Source organism: Ornithinibacter sp. (assembly GCF_035443565.1).
Lineage (GTDB): Bacteria > Actinomycetota > Actinomycetes > Actinomycetales > Dermatophilaceae > Fodinibacter.
This window is the reverse complement of record NZ_DAORSO010000097.1, coordinates 7,306-9,125: the sequence shown is the minus strand read 5'-3', so window position 1 is coordinate 9,125 and position 1,820 is coordinate 7,306. Positions and strand designations below refer to the sequence as shown.

Below are 1,820 nucleotides of genomic sequence, written 5' to 3'. Positions count from 1 at the left end.
GCGGTGTGGACGACGTCGTCGTGGAGCGGGTGCTGCGGGCCGTCGAGCTCGTGCCCCGGGGCCGGGTCGTGTCGTACGGCGACCTCGCGGCCCTCGTCGGCATCGGCCCGCGCCAGGTCGGCACGATCATGGCGACCTACGGCTCGAACGTCACGTGGTGGCGGGTGACGAACGCCTCGGGTGACCTGCCGCCCGCGCTCATGGACGAGGTGCGCGAGCGCTGGGCCGCCGAGGGCATCCTGCTCAAACCGAACGGCCGCGGATGCCGCATCGCCGGGTACCGCGCGGACCTCACCGTGCTCGCGGCCGGCTATCAGCGGGCTGTCGAGGATCTCGCGTGAGGGAACCTCGTGGGTGAGACTGGGGCATGAGGTCCCGATCGATCGCACCCCTGGCTGCGGCAGTGCTGCTCGCCTCCGTGACGCTGGCCGGGTGCTCCGGTGACGACGGTGTCGGCGAGGTGCCCGTGACGCCGACGAGGACGGCATCCGACGGTGTTTCTCCCACCTCGGGGGCGACGGCGAGCCCGGCCCCGCGCAGCGCCGACCCGCCCGCGTTGGATGTCGAGGTGGTCGCGAAGGGGTTCGAGCACGGGTGGGACGTCGGGTTCCTGCCGGATGGTCGCGCGCTGGTGACCGAACGGCCGGGCCGCATCTCGATCGTCTCCGGGCTGCGCGAGGGCGCGACGCGCACGACGGTCACGGCCGACCTCGACGACGTCTTCGTGTCGGGGGAGGGCGGGCTGATGGGCATGGTCGTGCACCCCGACTTCGCGACCTCGCGCCTGTTCACCACGTGCCAGACCCACCAGGAGGACGGCCAGCCCAAGGACGTCCGGCTCGTCACGTGGAAGCTGTCGGCCGACGGCACCTCGGCAGAGAAGGTGCGTGACCTGCTGACCGGTCTGCCGATCTCGACGGGGCGGCACTCGGGGTGCCGACCGACGATTGCCCCGGGTGCCGTGAACGACTCCGGGGAGGACGAGCTGTTCGTCGGCACCGGCGACGTGGCACAGGGGGACCTGCCGCAGAACCGCACGAGCCTCGGGGGCAAGGTGTTGCGGCTCGACCTCGACACCGGCTTTCCGCTGACGGACAACCCGTTCATCAGCTCGCAGAACGAGCGCGAGCGGTACGTCTACAGCTACGGGCACCGCAACATCCAAGGGGTGGCGGTGCAACCGGGCACCGGCGCGATCTACACGGCCGAGCACGGCCCGAGCAACAACGACGAGGTCAACCTCATCCGGGCCGGTGGCAACTACGGCTGGGACCCCTCCCAGAAGGGCATGGTCGACGGGTACGACGAGAGCGTGCCGATGACCGACCTCGAGCTCTACCCGGATGCCGTGCCCGCCGTGTGGCAGTCGGGTGAACGCACCCAGGCCATCTGCGGCGCGGCCTTCCTCGAGGGCGAGCAGTGGGGTGCGCTGGACGGGGCGCTGGTCATCACCGCGCTCAAGGGGTCGAAGCTGCTGGTGCTGACCCTGGCCGAGGACGGGTCCGTCGAGGAGGTCGCCGTGCCGGAGGAGACCGACGGGCCGTTCGGGCGGCTGCGGGCGGCCCGCCTCGGGCCCGACGGTGCCCTGTACGTCACGACGACCAACGGCGACGACGACCAGCTCCTGCGGATCACCCCCCGCGCCTGACCGGCCCGGCCGCTGAGAGCTGAGCGGCCCTGCCGCCGAGCCGTCTCGACCCCTCGACTGGGGCTCGGCGGCTGGGTTTCGGTGGCTCGGGCTCGGCGGTTCGGGCTGTCCGCGGGGAGCTGGGTCACTAGTCTCGATGCATGAGCGAGAACCAGCCGCCGCCTCCGCCGCC

At 71.9% G+C, this 1,820-nt stretch carries 2 protein-coding genes; both read left to right on the top strand.

Going from position 1 to position 1,820, the window contains the following annotated elements:
- Window positions 1–341, top strand: a 341-nt coding sequence (locus tag PLL68_RS10385) for an MGMT family protein (protein WP_324533801.1), incomplete at its 5' end; no start/stop codon positions are given.
- Window positions 342–367: 26 nt separating this feature from the next.
- The gene (locus PLL68_RS10380; RefSeq protein WP_324533799.1) at window positions 368–1,648 is read left to right on the top strand and encodes a PQQ-dependent sugar dehydrogenase; all 1,281 of its coding nucleotides are present in this window, start codon (window positions 368–370) and stop codon (window positions 1,646–1,648) included.
- The last annotated feature ends 172 nt before the right edge of the window (window positions 1,649–1,820 follow it).

Excerpts from the sequence above, each read along its gene's own strand:
- PLL68_RS10380 (WP_324533799.1), top strand. The coding sequence starts at position 368 with ATGAGGTCCCGATCGATCGCACCCCTGGCTGCGGCAGTGCTGCTCGCC.